The organism is Microbacterium zouquanmingi, assembly GCF_052266695.1.
In the GTDB taxonomy this organism is placed as follows: Bacteria; Actinomycetota; Actinomycetes; order Actinomycetales; family Microbacteriaceae; genus Microbacterium.
The window spans coordinates 328050-345310 of the sequence record NZ_JBQPQZ010000003.1; the positions used below are offsets into that span (position 1 = coordinate 328050).

Genomic DNA, 17261 nt, shown 5'->3' on the forward strand with positions numbered 1-17261 from the left:
CAATACCGGCGACAGTATCCTGTCGCGCGTCGAGTGACCAGAGACGGCGCCGGGAAAAACCAGAGATGGCACCGGGAAAAAGATGCACGGCCGTGAATAAAAACGGCTCCCCCTTGTTCCGCGACAGGCGTCACGGCAGGATGCTGAGGGAACAGGCATGTATCTCCGGAAGGGAGCAACAATGAGCCTCAGCACCCGCTCACAGAGCACACCCGCAACAGATGGGCCGCTCGCAGACGCACTGGTGAACATGGGGCGCTTCCTTCGCCCGGGTGAGACGTCCGAGGATCTGCGGGCGGTCTTCCTGCAGGGCGGGCGTGCGGGTGATTCGTTCTACCGTGACCGCTGGTCGCACGACAAGGTCGTGCGCTCCACGCACGGTGTGAACTGCACGGGATCGTGCTCGTGGAAGGTGTACGTCAAGGACGGCATCATCACGTGGGAGTCACAGCAGACCGACTACCCCTCGGTGGGTCCTGACTCGCCGGAGTACGAGCCGCGCGGCTGCCCTCGAGGTGCCGCCTTCAGCTGGTACACGTACTCGCCGACCCGGGTGCGCTACCCGTACATCCGCGACACGCTCGCGCAGCTGTACCGCTCTGCGAAGGCGCAGCATCCTGACCCCGTCGATGCCTGGGCATCGATCGTCGAGGATCCCGAGAAGTCGACCTCGTACAAGCGGGTCCGCGGCAAGGGCGGGCTCGTGCGCACCACGTGGGACGAGGTCATGGAGATCGCCGCGGCGGCCCACGTTTACACGGTGAAGCAGTACGGCCCCGACCGGATCGCAGGCTTCTCGCCGATCCCTGCGATGTCGATGGTCTCGCACGGCGCCGGTTCGCGTTTCATGAACCTCATCGGCGGCACGATGCTGTCGTTCTACGACTGGTACGCTGACCTGCCCGTCGCAAGTCCCCAGGTGTTCGGCGATCAGACCGATGTGCCCGAGTCCGCGGACTGGTGGAACGCCGGCTACCTGATCATGTGGGGTTCGAACGTGCCGGTCACGCGCACCCCGGACGCGCACTTCATGACGGAAGCGCGCTATCGCGGCCAGAAGGTCATCACCGTCTCGCCCGACTACACCGACAACACGAAGTTCGCCGACGAGTGGGTCGCCCCGCACCCCGGTACCGATGCCGCACTCGCGCTCGCGATGGGCCACGTCATCCTCCGTGAGCACTACGTCGAAAAGCGCACGGAGCGCTTCGAGTCGTACATGCGCCAGTACACCGACAGCCCCTTCCTCGTTGAGCTCGAGCAGCGCGGCGACGGGCTGGTTCCTGGCAAGTTCGTCACCGCATCCGACCTCGATGGTGCAGACGCCACCCAGTCCAGGGCTGATTTCAAGCCGGTTCTCATGGACGAGAACGGCAACCCGGTCGTTCCCAACGGCTCGCTCGGGCACCGCTTCTCGCCAGAAGACGAGGGACGCTGGAACCTCGACCTGCAGGGGGTCGTCCCACCACTGTCGGTCGCAGACCTTTCCCGCTGGAACGGCGAAGCCGCAGAAGTGCGCCTGCCGCGATTCGACCTGGATCCCGAGCCCGGCCAGGAGCACGCCGGCGGCTCGGGCAGCATCACCCGCGGCGTGCCGGTGCGCACGATCGCCGGCAAGACCGTCACCACCGTGTTCGACCTCATGCTCGCGCAGTACGGGGTGGGGCGTGATGGGCTTCCCGGGCAATGGCCGACCGGCTATGACGACGCGTCGAGCCCCGGAACGCCCGCCTGGCAGGAGGAGCATACTTCGGTGCCTGCGCCGCAGGCCGAGCGCATCGCGCGTGAGTTCGCCGACAACGCCGAGAGAAGCGGCGGGCGATCGATGATCCTGATGGGAGCGGGAACCAACCACTGGTTCCACTCCGACACGATCTACCGCACCTTCCTCGCGCTGACGACCATGACCGGATGCCAGGGCGTGAACGGCGGCGGATGGGCGCACTACGTGGGTCAGGAGAAGGTCCGCCCGATCACCGGATACCAGCAGTACGCCGGAGCGTCCGACTGGGTGCGCCCGCCGCGCTACACGATCGGCACCGCGTTCTTCTACCTCGCCACCGACCAGTGGCGCTACGACGGGCTGCCCGCCGACCAGCTGGCCTCGCCGCTGGGCAAAGGCACCTTCCAGGGACGCACCACCGCCGACTGCCTGGTCGAATCCGTGCAGCGCGGCTGGATGCCGAGCTACCCGACCTTCGACCGCAACCCGCTCACCCTCGTCGAAGAGGCCGATGCACTCGGCAAGGACCCGGCGCAGCACGTGGTCGACAGCCTCGATGACGGCTCGCTGCGTTTCGCGGTGGAGGATCCGGATCATCCTGCGAACTTCCCGCGGGTCATGAACATCTGGCGTGCCAACGTGCTGGGCTCATCGGGCAAGGGCAACGAGTACTTCCTCAAGCACTTGCTCGGAACGGATGCCGCGGTGCGTGCCTCAGAGGCGCCAGAGGGCTCGCGTCCGTCCACGATGACCTGGCACGAGAAGGCGCCAGAGGGCAAGCTCGACCTGCTGATGACGGCGGACTTCCGCATGACGAGCACGACGCTCTTCAGCGACATCGTGCTGCCGGCGGCGACCTGGTACGAGAAGTACGACCTGTCGTCGACGGATATGCATCCGTTCATCCACGCCTTCAACCCGGCGATCACGCCGCCGTGGCAGACGAAGACCGACTTCGAGACGTTCCGCATCCTCGCGGAGAAGTTCAGCGAGATGGCGCGCACGCACCTCGGCGTCCGTCGCGATCTGGTCGCAACCCCCCTCCAGCACGACACGCCCGATGTCATGGCGACCCCGCACGGACGCGTGCAGGATCTGCCGCGCGTGCCAGGAGTGACGATGCCGAAGCTCGCCGTCGTCGAGCGCGACTATCCGAATCTCGCCGAGAAGTGGCGCTCGCTCGGACCGCTGACCGCGAAGCTCGGGATGACCACCAAGGGCATCACCTACCACCCCGAACCCGAGATCGATCTGCTCGGTCGCCTCAATGGCACGGTCGCCGCAGGACCCTATGCGGGTTCGGTGCGGCTGGACACCGATCAGCGCGCATGCGAGATGATCCTCGCCTTCTCGGGCACGAGCAACGGCCGCCTCGCGGTGGCGGGGTTCAAGTCGCTCGAGAAGCACACCGGGCAGAAGATGGCGTTCCTCGCCGAAGAGCACGAGGGCATGCACCTGTCGTTCCAAGACGTCTCGGTGCAACCGCGCAGCGTCATCACCTCGCCGGAATGGTCGGGTTCCGAGCACGGCGGGCGTCGGTACACGGCCTTCGCGATCAATGTCGAGCAGCTCAAACCCTGGCATACCCTCACGGGCCGCCAGCACTTCTATCTCGACCATGACTGGATGGATGAGCTCGGCGAGACGCTGCCGATCTACCGACCGCCGCTGGACATGCACCGGCTGTTCGGCGATGTGGTGCCCGGCACCAACTCGGCCGCTGAGGTCAACGTGCGCTACCTGACTCCGCACTCGAAGTGGTCGATCCACTCCGAGTACCAGGACAACCTGTTCATGCTCTCGCTCTCACGCGGCGGCCCCACGATCTGGATGAGTCCGCTGGATGCCGAGAAGATCGGTGTGCGCGACAACGACTGGATCGAGTCGTACAACCGCAACGGCGTCGTCGTCGCTCGCGCGAACGTGTCGCACCGGATGCCTGCGGGCACGGTGTACATGTACCACGCGAAGGACCGCACCGTGGATGTACCGATCTCCGAGACCAGCGGTCTGCGCGGCGGCATCCACAACTCGCTCACCCGCATCCTGCTCAAGCCCAGTCACCTCATCGGCGGCTATGCGCAGCTCGCCTGGGCGTTCAACTATCTCGGGCCCACCGGGAACCAGCGCGACGAGGTCACCACGATTCGTCGCCGCAACCAGGAGGTGCAGTACCGATGAAGGTCATGGCTCAGATGTCGATGGTGATGAACCTCGACAAGTGCATCGGATGCCACACCTGCTCGGTCACGTGCAAGCAGGCCTGGACAAACCGCACCGGTGTCGAATACGTGTGGTTCAACAACGTCGAGACCCGGCCGGGAGTCGGTTACCCGCGCGGGTATGAAGACCAGGAGAAGTGGGGCGGCGGCTGGGTGCGCAACAAGCGCGGACGGCTGAAGCTGCGCAGCGGCGGTCGCCTCGCGAAGCTCGCGCGCATCTTCTCGAACCCGAAGCTGCCTGAGATCGATGACTACTACGAGCCGTGGACCTATGACTACGACATGCTCGTGAACGCTCCGAGCGGCGACCACACTCCCGTGGCCCGCCCGAAGAGCCTCATCACCGGCAAAGACATGAAGGTGTCGTGGTCGGCGAACTGGGACGACGACCTCGGCGGCTCGATCGAGACGATGCAGCAGGACCCGATCCTGCAGAAGATGAGCGAAGAGGTCAAAGCCGAGTTCGAGCAGGCCTTCATGTTCTACCTGCCGCGCATCTGCGAGCACTGCCTGAACCCCTCGTGCGTCGCATCCTGCCCGTCGGGGGCGATGTACAAGCGCGCGGAGGACGGCATCGTCCTCGTCGACCAGGACGCCTGCCGCGGATGGCGCATGTGCGTGTCCGGATGTCCCTACAAGAAGGTGTACTTCAATCACAAGACCGGTAAGGCCGAGAAGTGCACGATGTGCTATCCGCGCATCGAGGTGGGGCTTCCCACCGTGTGCTCCGAGACGTGCGTCGGACGCCTGCGCTACCTCGGTCTCGTGCTCTACGATGCGGACCGCGTCGCCGAGGCTGCAGCGGTTGAGGACGAGCACGAGCTGCTCGACGCGCAGCGCTCGGTGCTGCTCGACCCGCACGACCCCGCAGTCATCGAAGCGGCCAGGGAGGGCGGCATCCCAGAGGACTGGATCGAAGCAGCCCAGCGCAGCCCGGTCTGGCGCCTGATCCACGACTACAAGGTCGCGCTGCCGCTGCACCCGGAATACCGCACCATGCCGATGGTCTGGTATATCCCTCCGCTCTCGCCCGTCGTCGACGTCATCAGCAATTCCGGCAGCGATGGTGAAGATGCGCGGACCCTGTTCGCGGCGATCGACAAGCTGCGCATCCCGATCGGGTACCTCGCTGAGCTGTTCACCGCAGGCGACATCGCTCCGGTGGATTCCTCTTTGCGCAAGCTTGCCGCGATGCGCTCGTACATGCGCGGGGTGAGCATCGACGATCACCGCGACGAGAGCATCGCCGAGGCGGTCGGCATGACCGGCCGCGAGATCGAAGAGATGTACCGGCTGCTCGCGATCGCGAAGTACGAGGAGCGCTATGTGATCCCGCCGGCGCACTACGAGCAGGCGCATGATCTCGAAGAGATGGCGTGCTCGCTGGACTTCGAGGGAGGCCCTGGCATGGGCGGCGCAGGTGGGCCCTTCGGTGCCGCCAGCGGTCAGTCGGTGCCGGTGGCCGTGGAGAACTTCAACATGCTCGCGGATCGCCAGACGGCCGACCAGCCCTCGACATCCGGGCGCGTGAACCTGCTGAACTGGGATGGCAACGGACGCCCGACGGGGCTCTTCCCGCCGTCGGATGTCTCTGAGCAGCGCTCGTACGACGAGGAGAGCTCATGAGCACGGTCCTGCCCCCGCGCGTCACGCCGCGCAGAAAGCTGCCGGATGCGCTGGCGCCGGTCGCCCTGGATTCCGCGCAGCGCAGCACGGTGCACATGCTGGCATCCCTCCTGATCGACTACCCGGATGCTGCGTGGTACGAGCGCCTGGACGTCTTCGAGGCGAACGCGGTGTCTCTGCCTCGCCCCATCGCGGAGCCGCTGGAGCGCTTCATCCACCGGGCGCGCGAGGCCGGAGCATCCCAGTGGCAGAAGACCTATGTCACGACCTTCGACCTCAAGCGCAAGTGCTCGCTGTACCTCAGCTACTACGCGACCGGTGACACTCGTCGCCGCGGCACGGCCCTTGTGACCTTCCTCGACGCGTACCGCGCGGCGGGGTGGGAGTTCGATGCGGCAGAACTCCCGGACTACCTGCCGGCAGTGCTCGAGTTCTCGGCCCGTTCGCAGTCAGAAGTCGCCGACGCGCTGCTGGCCGCACACCGAGAGGGCATCGAAGTGCTGCGCGCAGCGCTGGAAGACATGGACAGCCCGTGGTCGGACATCGTGCGAGCGATCACGCTGTCGCTGCCCAAGGTCGACCAGGCCACCCGCGACCGCGTGCTCGCACTCGTCAATGAGGGACCACCGACCGAGACCGTCGGTCTCAGCCTTCCCATGCCCACCTTCCGAACGGGGGAGCAGTCATGACCATCGTGGAGATTCTGCTCTGGGTGGTGCTGCCGTACCTCTGCGCTGCGGTGTTCATCGTGGGCCACATCTGGCGCTACCGCTACGACAAGTTCGGCTGGACGACGAGGTCGTCGCAGACCTATGAGAACCGCCTGCTGCGGTGGGGATCGCCGATGTTCCACCTCGGCATCCTCATGGTCATCGCCGGTCACATCGTGGGGCTCCTGATTCCGCGGGAGTGGCTGTACTTCATCGGCATCAACGAAGAGATCTACCACATCGGTGCGACGGTGCTCGGCACTTTCGCCGCAGTGCTGACGCTCGCCGGTCTTGCAATCCTCATCTTCCGCCGTCGTACCGTGCCCGCAGTGTTCCTGGCGACTACGGTGATGGACAAGATCATGTTCGTCTTTCTCGGCGCCACGCTGCTCTTCGGCACCGCGGCCACGGTGGTCCACCAGGTGTTCGGACCCGGGTTCCACTACCGCGAGACGGTCTCGCCATGGATCCGCGAGATGATGATCTTCCGCCCGCGTCCAGAACTCATGCTCGAGGTGCCGTTGCTGTTCCAGCTGCACATCATCACGGCATGCGTGCTGTTCGCACTGTGGCCGTTCACTCGTCTCGTGCACGTGTTCTCGGCGCCGGTCGGGTATCTCTTCCGGCCCTACATCGTCTACCGCTCGCGTGATGACCACCGCGGTTCGCGCGAGCCGAAGCGCGGTTGGGACCCCGTGGAGGCGCCGGACCCCACGCGTCTGCGGCGACCGTGACAGCGGCGCTGCGGACGGTCGAGGAGCACCTTGAGAAGATCCTGGTGGTGACCCGGCGGCTGTCGCCGGTCACGGTCTCGATCGACGACGCGCGCGGACTCACGCTCGGGGCGGATGCTCGAGCGCGCAGTGCCGTACCGGTGTTCGACAACTCCGCGATGGACGGGTTCGCCGTGCGGTACGCCGATGTGGCCGAGGCGCGCGAGACGAACCCGGTCACGCTGCGCGTGGTCGCTGACATTCCCGCAGGCAGCGGAATCGATCCGCAGCTGTCGCAGGGGGAGGCCGCGCGCATCATGACCGGGTCACCGGTGCCGACCGCGGCGGACGCGATCGTGCCCTTCGAGGACACGGTCGGAGGGCTCGCCGACTCTCTTGCCGAGACAGTCGTCACACGCGCACCGAGGGCGCTCGGCGCGCACATCCGTCGCGCGGCGGAAGACGTTGCCGAGGGCGACGTCGTCCTGCCCGCCGGCACGCTTCTGGAGGCATGGCAGCTGGCGGCGCTGGCCTCCACCGGGGTCTCGCAGGTGGCGGTCGCGCCTCGCCCCAGAGTCGTGGTCGTCTCGACGGGCTCGGAGCTCGTCGTGGGTTCCGGCGCGCTCTCGCGCGGGCAGATCCCCGAATCGAACGGCATCCTCCTCGCGGGCCTGGTCGAAGAGGCGGGCGCCGAGGTCGTGCTGCGACGGGTGATCGATGACTCGGGCGATGGCCCCGCGCAGGTCGTCGCCGAGGCTGTGCGCTGGGAGGCGGATGCGGTCATCTTCACCGGCGGCGTCAGCGCCGGCGCCTACGAGATCGTGCGGCAGAGCCTCGCCGGCGCCATGGAGTTCAGCAAGGTGGCGATGCAGCCCGGCAAGCCGCAGGGGTTCGGAGCGACGCCGGACGGAATGCTGCTGTTCGGACTCCCCGGCAATCCGGTGAGCGCCGCGGTCTCGTTCGAGGTGTTCGTGCGACCTGCGCTGCTGAAGATGCAGGGGCGGGGGAGCATCCATCGGCAGGTGCTGCACCTGCCCGCCGCAACCGACTGGCGCACACCGCCGGGCAGGCGTCAGTACCTACCGGTTGTGATCGATCGGAACGACCCGATGCACCCGGGCGTGCGCCCGGCGACCAGCGGCGGATCCGGCTCGCATCTCAGCGCAGGACTCGGGGTCGCCGAGGCCTACGCGGTCGTGCCCGCCGACGTCGCGCAGGTCGCCCGGGGCGACCTCGTCGAGGTCATGCTGCGGTGACTGCGTCACGTGTCTCGGGAATCGGGGCGATCCTGCTCGTCGGCGGCCGGTCGCGCCGCATGGGTGGTGGCATCAAACCGCTTCTCGAGGTCGGCGGAAGCACGCTGTTCGCGCGGTCCATGGACGCGCTGACGGATGCGGGGTGCGAGGCCATCACGGCCGTGGGGCCGGTGCTGGATGCCGCGATGCCGGTGCGATGGGTGCGCGAGGATCCTCCGTTCGCAGGTCCCGTCGCGGGGATCGCCGCGGCGCTCGCCGGGAATGGTGCTCTCCCCGACGGCGCTCCTCCCGAACCGGAATGGACGCTGCTGCTCGCCGGTGATCTGCCTCGGGTGGAGTCGCTCGTCGCTCGGCTGGTTGCGGCGGCTGCGTCAGCATCCGAGGTCGATGCACACGCGTTCACCGCCGACGGGCATCCGCAATGGCTGGCCGGCATCTATCGCACCATCGCGTTGCGCGCCGCGCTCGCCGCCTTCACGGGTGAATATGCCGGAGCCTCATGCCGTGCACTGCTCGGCGACCTGGCGATCTCGTGGATCCCCGACGAAGATGGAGTCACCGCCGACATCGATACACCGGCAGACCTCGCGCGCATCCGCGCCGAACTTGAGGAGAAACCGTGAGCGATTCATCTCGCACCCTGCCACCCGAAGCTCTCGACGAGTGGGCGCAGGCACTGCGCGAGCGCTTCGGCCTCGGCGAGGAAGACCTGCCGATCGCACTGATCCTCGACCTCGCGCGCGACGTTGCCAACGGGGTGGCAAGACCGGCAGCGCCATTCAGCGCATTCGCTGCCGGGCTCGTCGCCGGGCGGGCCGGTGGCTCACCGGATCAGGTCCGTGCGGCAGTCGGAGAGGTCGTCGAGATGGCCGGCGCGTGGAGCGCGAGGCAACAGGACTAACCGCCGAGGCCCTTCCACTCGGTGGTGCCATCGGCCTCGACCTGACGCTTCCACACCGGCAGCTCGCGCTTGATCGCTTCGATCACCTCACGGCAGACCGTGAACGCCTGATCGCGGTGCGGAGACGCTACGGCGATGACGACAGCGACATCGCCCACCTCGAGCCGGCCGACGCGGTGGCTGACCGCCACGACGGCCTCGGTTCCACCGGCGGCGGCCTCGGCGATCCGGCGCAGTGCGGACTCGGCATCCGGATGGGAGGAGTATTCCAGCGCGACCACGGCGTCCGCGGCATCCGGATCGTGGTCGCGCACACGACCAACGAATGTCGTGACGGCGCCCGCCTTCGTGCTGTCGACCGCGGCGACGTGCTCGTCAAGTGAGAGAGCAGTTTCAGAGATGCGAGCCAGACGCACGACGGGGGACATGTGACCAGGCTATCGTCGGCATCCGACATCTCTATCGCGAAAGCTGATTATTCACGGCCGAATAATCCGGGGCTGATCAGGAACTCGCCATACTTGAAGTATGGCTTCAGCTCGCCCCGCATGCGGCCCCATCTCGACGTTCTCACGAGTGCAGATTCTGCATCTCGTCCAGTCGCGATCCCCGCGGTCGATCAGCGAGCTGTGCGAGGCGACCGGGCTGCACCAGAACACGATCCGCGAGCACCTGCAGCGTCTGATCGAGGGCGGCTACATCATTCCGTCGATCGAGCATCGTGCCACTCGCGGGCGCCCGCGCACGCTGTACAGCGCTGCCACGGGAACGGCAGACGCCTCCAGCTCGGTGGCCCGTGACAAGGTCAGCGCGGCTGCCCGCCGAGGCGATCTGATGCGGCGGGCAATGCCCGCGACGGCATCCGACTTCGGGCCTCGAGCCACGTATCAGCTCGATGCGCTGATCGAACATCTTGAAGAAAGCGGTTTCGAGCCCGTCATCGATGACGCCCAGCTCACAGTGGACCTCACCCCGTGCCCGCACGCCGCGGCACGGCCCGAGGATCGCCCGGTGCTGTGCCGGGTACATCTGGGTCTCATGCAGGGGGTGTTGACCGAGGCCGGTGGCCCGCTCGCCGCCGACTTCGTGCATGAACCCGTGATGCCTGCAGAGTGCACCGTGCAGCTTCGGCTCACGGATGTCACTGTCTGACGTCGTTCGAGAAAGGGAGTCCTCTTGATGGAGTGGCTCGATCCGCTGGCGCTTGCCAGATGGCAGTTCGGTCTGACGACCGTGTACCACTACCTGTTCGTTCCGCTCACGATCGGGATGGCGCTGTCTGCGGCGCTCTTCCAGACCGCGTGGGTGCGCACGGGGAAGATCCACTACCTGCACCTGACCCGGTTCTTCGGGAAGATCTTCCTCATCAACTTCGCCATGGGCGTGGTGACCGGAATCGTGCAGGAGTTCCAGTTCGGCATGAACTGGTCGGACTACTCGCGCTTCGTCGGTGACGTCTTCGGCGCACCGCTCGCCTTCGAGGGCCTGCTCGCCTTCTTCTTCGAGGCGACCTTCATCGGCGTCTGGATCTTCGGCTGGGACAAGCTGCCGCGAAAGCTGCACCTGATGAGCATCTGGTTCGTCGCGATCGGCAGCATCCTCTCTGCCTACTTCATCATCGCCGCCAACGCGTTCATGCAGAACCCGGTCGGCTACGAATACAACCCGGTCACCAACCGTGCAGAGCTCGTCGACTTCTGGGCGCTGCTGACCAACCCCGTCGCTGTGGCGGCCTTCCCGCACACGATCTTCGGCGCCTTCATGTTCGCCGCCGGTGTCATCATCTCGGTGTCGGCCTGGCACCTCTACCGCGGACAGCACGTCGACACGATGCGCGTCTCGCTGAAGTTCGGCCTCTGGGGCATGCTCGTCTCGACCGTCGGCGTCGCACTCTCGGGCGACCAGCTCGGGCTCGCGATGTACGTGGCGCAACCGATGAAGATGGCAGCGGCCGAGGCGACGTTCAATACCGTCTGCGGTGCGGATGCCTCATTCAGCCTGTTCACGCTCGGAACCCCGGACGGGTCCTCCGAGCTGTTCTCGATCCGCGTGCCGTACCTGCTCTCGCTGCTCTCGACCCACACGCTCGATGCCTGCGTGCACGGCATCAATGATCTGAACGCCGAGTATGCCACGACGTACGCCGATCTCGGCATCGACAACTTCGCCCCTGTGCTGTGGATCACCTACTGGGCGTTCCGCTGGATGATCGGCCTCGGCATGCTGCACGCCTTCATCGCACTGGTGGGGCTCTGGGTCACCCGCAAGGGGGCGAAGAAGCCGGTCGCGAAGTGGATGTGGAAGATCGCCATCTGGTCGTTCCCGCTCGCACTGCTCGCGAACATCGTCGGATGGGTGTTCACCGAGATGGGGCGTCAGCCCTGGCTCGTGTTCGGACTCATGTCGACCCGCGATGGCGTCTCGCCGGGCACCAGCGGGCTCGAAGTGCTTATCTCGCTGGTCGCCTTCACCGTGATCTACGCTGCTCTCGCCGTCGTCGAAGTTCGGCTCATCGTGAAGGCCGCGCAGAAGGGGCCTGACACAGACGAGCAACCCGAAGACGAGACGGCCCAGCTGCCGTCGGTCGTGTACTGAGAGGTGTGACATGGATCTGGCTACCCTGTGGTTCGGCATCATCGCCTTCTTCTTCGTCGGCTATTTCGTGCTCGACGGCTTCGACTTCGGCGTGGGGATGTCCCTGCCGTTCCTCGGCAAGGACGACGTCTCGCGCCGGCAGATCATCAACACGATCGGGCCGGTCTGGGATCTCAACGAGACCTGGCTGATCGTCGCCGGTGCCTGCCTGTTCGCCTCGTTCCCGGAGTGGTACGCCTCGCTGTTCAGCGGCTTCTACCTCGCTCTGCTGCTGATTCTCTTGACCCTCATCATGCGCGGTGTCTCGTTCGAGTACCGGCACCAGGGGCGCTCGCCGCAGTGGAAGGCGGGCTTTGACCGGATGATCGTGATCGGCTCGGCTGTTCCCGCGTTCCTGTGGGGCGTCGCCTTCGCGAACATCATCCAGGGCGTCGCGCTCGATGAGCGGCATGTCTACATCGGCACCGTGTTCGATCTGCTGAACCCGTACGGGCTGCTTGGCGGGTTCACGACCCTGCTGCTGTTCTTCACGCACGGGGTGACCTTCGTCGCGCTCAAGACCGACGGACAGCTGCGCTCGGATGCCCGCAAGCTGGCATTCCGCGCGGGGCTCGTGACCCTTGTGGTTGCGGCTGCCTTCCTGGTGTGGACGGTCGCGGCGCACTTCTCGATCCTCGTGCTCGCGCTCGCGGCGCTCGCCGCCGTATCGCTCGTGCTGTCGATCCTGGCGAACCTGCGAGGCCGCGAGGGTTGGGCATTCACCTTCGGCGCTCTGACGACGCTGTTCGCGGTGGTGACGCTGTTCGCGGCGCTCTTCCCGAACGTGCTGCCCTCGACGATCGATCCGGCCTTCAGCCTCACGATCCAGAACGCCTCGAGCACCGAGTACACGCTGCAGATCATGACATGGACGGCGCTGGTCGCCATGCCGCTCGTTCTGCTGTACCAGGGGTGGACGTACTGGATCTTCCGCAAGCGAGTCACCCGCGCCTCGATCGAAGGAGCTCCGGTTCACGCGTGAAGCCCGTCGACCCGCGTCTTCTGAAGTACGCCGGCGCCGCGCGAGGATTCTTCGTCCTCGCCGCGGTCATCGGCGTTGCCCAGACTGCGGTCGTGATCGCATTCGCCTGGTTCCTCACTGATGCCGTGACCGGCGCGATCGCCGGCCGCTCGGTGCTGTCGTCCATCGTGTGGATGCTGGGGCTCGCGCTGCTGCGCGGTGCGCTCATCGCGGCATCCGACTATGCCGGCATGCGCGCGGCCGCGGCAACCGGCGCGCAGCTGCGTCGTGCGCTGATCAGCGCGATCGGTCGGCTGGGACCGGGGTGGCTCACGCAGCGCAACCAGGCCTCGCTCGCCGTCACCGCAGGGCACGGTCTCGAGGCGCTGGATCAGTACTTCGCGAAGTATCTGCCGCAGCTCGTGCTGACCGTCATCGCGACGCCCGTGATCGTCGCGATGATGTGGTGGCAGGACTGGCCGAGCGGGCTGATCGCAGTGATCACGCTGCCGCTCATCCCGATCTTCATGATCCTGATCGGCGTCGCCACCCACACCGTGCAGCGCAAGCAGTGGCAGACGCTGCAGCACCTCGCCGCGAGGTTCGCCGACACCGTGCAGGGGCTCGCGACGCTGCGGCTGTTCGGGCGCGAGCGACGCGCGGCATCGCAGATCGAGGTGACGGCCGACCAGTACCGCCGCGAGACCATGAAGGTGCTGCGGTTCTCGTTCCTGTCGGGCTTCGCGATGGAGCTGCTGTCGTCGCTCGCAGTTGCACTGATCGCCGTAGCGGTGGGATTCCGGCTGCTCGCGGGTGAACTCTCGCTCGAAGTCGGACTGTTCGTGCTGCTGCTCGCGCCGGAGGCGTTCCTGCCCGTTCGGCAAGTCGGAGTGCAGTTCCATGCAGCATCCGAAGGGGTCGCTGCCACCGAAGACGTCTTCGCCGTGCTGGACGAGGCATCCAGCGCTGCCGCGCACAACTCCGGAACTTTTTCCCAGAACCCTGATTTCTCGGCCGCCGGCCGCCCGAAAACGGCAGTTCTTCAGGAGCTGTGCGTCGACGGGCTGCGGGTCCGCGACCTCCCACCGGTCTCGTTCACCGCGAAACCAGGCTCGATCACTCTGATCGAGGGGCCGAGCGGCTCGGGCAAGTCGAGCCTGATCGCAGCCCTCCGCGGAGCGGTGCCGTTCGAGGGCGCCGCTGTTCTCGGCGGTACAGACCTGCGCGCACTCGATCTCGACTGGCTCGCGTGGGCGGGGCAGTCGCCAGGGCTCATCCGCGGCACGATCGCCGCGAACGTCTCCCTCGGCGCCGAACCCGATGCCGCCGCGATCCGTCAGGCGCTGGATGCCGCGTGCGCCGACGACCTCGACCCGGAGCAAGAGCTCGGCGTACAGGGCAGCGGGCTGTCCGGCGGGCAGGCGCAGCGGGTCGCCGTCGCCCGCGCGCTCTACCGACACGCTGCAGCCCCGCACCGCGTGCTCGTTCTCGATGAGCCGTCCAGCGCGTTGGACCCCGACACCGAATCGCGCCTGTGGAGCACGCTCCGTGGGCGAGCGGATGCCGGTGCCACGATCCTGCTCGTCTCGCATCGCTGCTCGGCGCACGCGATCGCGGATGGCTTCGTGCGCCTTTCGGCAGGCGCAGCAGCCGGGGTGATGCTGTGAACGAGACAACCCGGGTGCGCGATGTTCTCCGCCTCGCACAGCCTTCCACACGCAGGTTCCTCCCCGGCCTCATCTGGGGCGTGCTGTCCGCCGCCGCTGCTGTCTCGCTGCTCGCCGTGAGCGGCTGGCTGATCGTCAGCGCCTCCATCGTCGATTCGCTCGTGCCGCTGTCGATCGCCGTCGTCGGCGTGCGGTTCTTCGCGGTCTCGCGCGCAGTGTTCCGCTACCTCGAGCGGCTCTCCGGGCACGATGCCGCGCTGCGCCAGCTCGCGACCACCCGGGCCGACATGGTGCGAAGGCTCATCCCGCTCTCGCCCGCAGGGCTCGGCCGCACCGATCGCGGACGCGTGCTTTCCGCACTCGTCGACGACGTCGAGAACCTGCAGAACCTCCCGCTGCGCGTCGTGCAGCCGCTGGCTGTCGCCGGTGTCATCGCGGTCGGCTCGGTCATCTTCATCGCGGTCATCTCGCCGCCGGCCGCCCTCACACTCGCCGCCTGCCTCGTCGCAGCCGCGGTCATCGCGATCGGTCTCGGCTGGGTGTTCGGTGCCAGGGCTGAGGCTCGCCTCTCACTCGAGCGGGCAGAGCTCTCCGCATCCCTCGTCGACTACTTCGGCAGCCTCGACGTTCTGCTCGCCTACGGCGCAGAGCCCGCCGCCCGCGAACGGATCGAGCGCGCCGACGCAGCGGTCCGGCGCACCGTGACGCGCGCGTCACTGGCGCAGGCGCTCGCCGCGGGTGTTGTCTCGGTGCTCGCCGGTGTCGCATCGGCGTGGGCGGTGGCAGCGGCATCCCCCGGGCTCGCGGCCGGGGCGATCGATGGTCCGTGGCTCGCGGTCGTCGTGCTCGTGCCGATGGTCGTGTTCGAGGTGTTCGGTGCAGTTCCGGTCGCCGCGGCATCCTGGCGGAGCGTGAGCGCCAGCGCCCAGCGCGTCGTCGACGTGCTGCCCGCGTCGGTTCCCGACGAACTGAGATCGGATGCCGGCGGCGACGACGCTCCCGCGGGCACGGCCCTGCACCTGCGCGACGTTCGTGCGTCGTGGCCCGGAGGTGCGCCGGCACTGCGCGGCGTTTCGCTCGACGTCGCGCCGGGGGAGCGCGTGCTCGTGGCCGGGCCCAGCGGCGCGGGCAAGAGCTCGCTCGCCTCGGTGCTGGTCGGGTTCCTCCGCGCAGAGGGCGAGTTCACGATCGGGGGTGTGGATGCCGCGGCTCTCAGTGGTCCTGCCCTCAGGCGTACGATCGGGCTGTGCGAGCAGCATCCGCAGCTCTTCGACGAAGACATCCGGCAGAATCTGCTGTTCGCGCGTGACACCGCGACCGACGACGAACTGATCGCCGTGCTCGAACGCGTGGGACTCGGCGACTGGGTGCGCCAGCGCGGGGGTCTGGGCGCCCGCGTCGGCGACCGCGGCGCTCTCGTCTCGGGCGGTCAGGCGCAGCGCATCGCGCTGGCGCGTGCCCTGCTGCGTGGCTTCCCGGTGCTCGTGCTCGATGAGCCGACGGCCGGGGTTGATCCCGAAGCATCCGATGCCTTGCTGCGCGACCTGTTGGGGGCTGCGGGCGAGCAATCAGTGGTGCTGATCTCGCACGTCGCGCCGCCTGCGGGCACCGTCGAACGGGTCGTGCGGATAGAGGCCGGGCGCACGGTCTGAACGGTCAGTACAGCTCGACCGGGGGCTCCATCACGATGCCCTGCGCCTCGAAGGAGCGGCGGCGCTCTTCGATGCGGCGGTGCAGCTCGAGCTGCGCTTCTTCGACCAACGCCGGGTCGAGGGTAACGTTCTCGGCGTGAGATTCGCCGCCGTTCGCGGCGATGTAGGCATCGAGTTCCGGTCCCGAGGTCAGCGACGTGATCAGCGAGTACCGCGGAGAGGACCCGTTGTGCCAGGCGGCGTGCCAGAAACGCTGCGTGTCCACGATGATGTGCGTGCCCGCTGCGAGTCGGAAACGCAGTTCCGTCGCCGGGTCGAACCGGTCCCTCCGAAGGATGAGGAATGAGTCCGGGTCGTCGGTGAGGTTGATGAGCGCGCGCACGACCCAGCCGGTTCCGGCTTCGTTGAGGCGGTTGTTGTCGTCCTGATGCAGGTTGTAGATCGCATCGGCGTAGCTGTTGGGCTGCAACTCGACGACCCGGCAGCGGCCGACGTTCGCACCGGGCTCCTGAGCGAGGCGAGCCAAGGTCGGGGCCTTCTCGACCTGCGAGGGGATCCAGACGCCGTCCTTGTCGGTGCGAGGGGGAGTGTGGTTCCAGAATCCGTTGCAGTCGATGTCGCCTGCGTAGCTGGCAAGGGGTGCGTATCGGGTGATGCCGGAGGAGCGCCAGCCGACGTATTCGAGGTCCTGCCACTCGGCCGGATCGATCGGCGCCGGATGCGGTGGAAGGACGACAAAACCGGTCTCCTCGAGCGCGGTCGACGTGATGAAGCTCATGACTACCTCCGTGAGGTCATCCTAACCAGCATCCGTGTTCGGGGTCGGTGGCGGGGCCGGAGATAATCGTGGCTCTGTCGATTCGCGCGAGAGGCCGGTGTCGCGTAAACTTTCCCGCGGTGACGTGTCCGAGCGGCCGAAGGTGCAACACTCGAAATGTTGTGTAGGTTTACCCCTACCGTGGGTTCAAATCCCACCGTCACCGCCATCTTGGGCCGGATCGACTTCCTCTTCAGGCGGTTTCGATCCGGCTCATTCCTTTTGCATTCGTCTCAGTCCATCTCAGATGTGGGCACGGCTGTGGTCAGGCGTTTTCTGACACCGGCCGTCTCTTCTGGGTGATCGGGTTGACCGTGAACGAGGCAGACTCGGACGGCTCGAGAATGATCGGGACGGACATCGGATCTGTGTCGAGAGC

At 66.8% G+C, this 17261-nt stretch carries 14 protein-coding genes and 1 tRNA gene; 13 read left to right on the plus strand and 2 right to left on the minus strand.

What is annotated here, in order from left to right:
- Positions 1-181 precede the first annotated feature (181 nt).
- From ACTU6U_RS08560 to ACTU6U_RS08590, 7 genes are read left to right on the plus strand one after another with little or no spacing between them, the layout of a single operon-like run.
- On the plus strand, positions 182-3904 hold the full coding sequence (locus ACTU6U_RS08560) for a nitrate reductase subunit alpha (protein WP_443468703.1): 3723 nt from the start codon (positions 182-184) through the stop codon (positions 3902-3904).
- Positions 3901-5571, plus strand: a complete 1671-nt coding sequence (narH, locus tag ACTU6U_RS08565) for a nitrate reductase subunit beta (protein WP_443468704.1) — start codon at positions 3901-3903, stop codon at positions 5569-5571. The genes ACTU6U_RS08560 and narH overlap by 4 nt, the downstream gene beginning before the upstream one ends.
- A complete protein-coding gene (gene narJ, locus ACTU6U_RS08570; protein WP_443468705.1) occupies positions 5568-6260 on the plus strand; it encodes a nitrate reductase molybdenum cofactor assembly chaperone in 693 nt (230 codons plus the stop codon). The genes narH and narJ overlap by 4 nt, the downstream gene beginning before the upstream one ends.
- The gene (gene narI / locus ACTU6U_RS08575) at positions 6257-7015 is read left to right on the plus strand and encodes a respiratory nitrate reductase subunit gamma (protein WP_443468706.1); all 759 of its coding nucleotides are present in this window, start codon (positions 6257-6259) and stop codon (positions 7013-7015) included. Before narJ ends, narI begins: the two co-directional genes overlap by 4 nt.
- Positions 7012-8250 carry a molybdopterin molybdotransferase MoeA gene (locus tag ACTU6U_RS08580; protein ID WP_443468707.1) on the plus strand — a complete coding sequence of 413 codons (1239 nt, stop codon included), beginning with the start codon at positions 7012-7014 and terminating at the stop codon, positions 8248-8250. The genes narI and ACTU6U_RS08580 overlap by 4 nt, the downstream gene beginning before the upstream one ends.
- On the plus strand, positions 8247-8873 hold the full coding sequence (mobA, locus tag ACTU6U_RS08585) for a molybdenum cofactor guanylyltransferase (RefSeq protein WP_443468708.1): 627 nt from the start codon (positions 8247-8249) through the stop codon (positions 8871-8873). The genes ACTU6U_RS08580 and mobA overlap by 4 nt, the downstream gene beginning before the upstream one ends.
- Positions 8870-9151, plus strand: coding sequence for a DUF6457 domain-containing protein (locus ACTU6U_RS08590; protein ID WP_443468709.1), 282 nt, complete (start codon positions 8870-8872; stop codon positions 9149-9151). Before mobA ends, ACTU6U_RS08590 begins: the two co-directional genes overlap by 4 nt.
- Here ACTU6U_RS08590 and ACTU6U_RS08595 read toward each other — a convergent pair.
- Positions 9148-9579 carry a molybdenum cofactor biosynthesis protein MoaE gene (locus ACTU6U_RS08595; protein WP_443468710.1) on the minus strand — a complete coding sequence of 144 codons (432 nt, stop codon included), beginning with the start codon at positions 9577-9579 and terminating at the stop codon, positions 9148-9150. The two genes, ACTU6U_RS08590 and ACTU6U_RS08595, sit on opposite strands and share 4 nt — an antisense overlap.
- A 100-nt stretch (positions 9580-9679) precedes the next feature.
- Here ACTU6U_RS08595 and ACTU6U_RS08600 point away from each other — a divergent pair, with 100 nt between their 5' ends.
- Genes ACTU6U_RS08600 through cydC form a run of 5 tightly spaced genes read left to right on the plus strand, consistent with a single transcriptional unit; the run spans position 9680 to position 16065 of the window.
- A complete protein-coding gene (locus ACTU6U_RS08600) occupies positions 9680-10303 on the plus strand; it encodes a helix-turn-helix transcriptional regulator (RefSeq protein ID WP_443468711.1) in 624 nt (207 codons plus the stop codon).
- A 27-nt stretch (positions 10304-10330) separates the two neighbouring features.
- Positions 10331-11746, plus strand: coding sequence for a cytochrome ubiquinol oxidase subunit I (locus tag ACTU6U_RS08605; RefSeq protein WP_443468862.1), 1416 nt, complete (start codon positions 10331-10333; stop codon positions 11744-11746).
- Positions 11747-11756: 10 nt separating this feature from the next.
- Positions 11757-12767: a cytochrome d ubiquinol oxidase subunit II gene (gene cydB, locus ACTU6U_RS08610; protein WP_443468712.1), complete on the plus strand. Its 1011-nt coding sequence runs from the start codon at positions 11757-11759 to the stop codon at positions 12765-12767.
- Entirely contained in the window at positions 12764-14413 is a 1650-nt protein-coding gene (cydD, locus tag ACTU6U_RS08615; RefSeq protein WP_443468713.1) for a thiol reductant ABC exporter subunit CydD, read from the plus strand. Before cydB ends, cydD begins: the two co-directional genes overlap by 4 nt.
- Positions 14410-16065 carry a thiol reductant ABC exporter subunit CydC gene (gene cydC, locus ACTU6U_RS08620; RefSeq protein ID WP_443468714.1) on the plus strand — a complete coding sequence of 552 codons (1656 nt, stop codon included), beginning with the start codon at positions 14410-14412 and terminating at the stop codon, positions 16063-16065. The genes cydD and cydC overlap by 4 nt, the downstream gene beginning before the upstream one ends.
- Before the next feature lie 4 nt (positions 16066-16069).
- Here the strand turns inward: cydC and ACTU6U_RS08625 are convergent, their stop codons facing one another.
- The gene (locus tag ACTU6U_RS08625; protein ID WP_443468715.1) at positions 16070-16843 is read right to left on the minus strand and encodes a hypothetical protein; all 774 of its coding nucleotides are present in this window, start codon (positions 16841-16843) and stop codon (positions 16070-16072) included.
- Positions 16844-16961: 118 nt separating this feature from the next.
- On the opposite strand from ACTU6U_RS08625, the gene ACTU6U_RS08630 reads away from it, so the two are divergent.
- Positions 16962-17051: transfer RNA gene (locus ACTU6U_RS08630), tRNA-Ser, on the plus strand.
- The last annotated feature ends 210 nt before the right edge of the window (positions 17052-17261 follow it).

Excerpts from the sequence above, each read along its gene's own strand:
- narJ (WP_443468705.1), top strand. The coding sequence starts at position 5,568 with ATGAGCACGGTCCTGCCCCCGCGCGTCACGCCGCGCAGAAAGCTGCCG.
- ACTU6U_RS08605 (WP_443468862.1), top strand. The coding sequence starts at position 10,331 with ATGGAGTGGCTCGATCCGCTGGCGCTTGCCAGATGGCAGTTCGGTCTG.
- ACTU6U_RS08560 (WP_443468703.1), top strand. The coding sequence starts at position 182 with ATGAGCCTCAGCACCCGCTCACAGAGCACACCCGCAACAGATGGGCCG.
- ACTU6U_RS08595 (WP_443468710.1), bottom strand. The coding sequence starts at position 9,579 with ATGTCCCCCGTCGTGCGTCTGGCTCGCATCTCTGAAACTGCTCTCTCA.
- narI (WP_443468706.1), top strand. The coding sequence starts at position 6,257 with ATGACCATCGTGGAGATTCTGCTCTGGGTGGTGCTGCCGTACCTCTGC.
- ACTU6U_RS08600 (WP_443468711.1), top strand. The coding sequence starts at position 9,680 with ATGGCTTCAGCTCGCCCCGCATGCGGCCCCATCTCGACGTTCTCACGA.
- ACTU6U_RS08625 (WP_443468715.1), bottom strand. The coding sequence starts at position 16,843 with ATGAGCTTCATCACGTCGACCGCGCTCGAGGAGACCGGTTTTGTCGTC.
- narH (WP_443468704.1), top strand. The coding sequence starts at position 3,901 with ATGAAGGTCATGGCTCAGATGTCGATGGTGATGAACCTCGACAAGTGC.
- cydB (WP_443468712.1), top strand. The coding sequence starts at position 11,757 with ATGGATCTGGCTACCCTGTGGTTCGGCATCATCGCCTTCTTCTTCGTC.